At 43.9% G+C, this 221-nt stretch carries 1 rRNA gene; it reads left to right on the top strand.

Going from position 1 to position 221, the window contains the following annotated elements:
- Nucleotides 1-153: 153 nt before the first annotated feature.
- A 5S ribosomal RNA gene (gene rrf, locus VJL_RS27485) occupies nucleotides 154-221 on the top strand; the annotation flags it as partial.

The following is a 221-nucleotide window of genomic DNA, read 5'->3' on the forward strand; positions in this document are numbered from 1 at the left end:
GGGTGTGTAAGCGTTGTGAGGCGTTGAGCTAACCTGTACTAATTGCCCGTGAGGCTTAACCATACAACACCCAAGGGGTTTTGATGGATTCAATGCAAGAACGATTGAATGTGTAGTAGAACTTAAAATCAGTTTTCCAGATTAAAGAATTTGCTTGGCGACCATAGCGATTTGGACCCACCTGACTTCCATTCCGAACTCAGAAGTGAAACGAATTAGCG

Source organism: Vibrio jasicida CAIM 1864 = LMG 25398 (assembly GCF_000400365.1).
Classification (GTDB): domain Bacteria; phylum Pseudomonadota; class Gammaproteobacteria; order Enterobacterales; family Vibrionaceae; genus Vibrio; species Vibrio jasicida.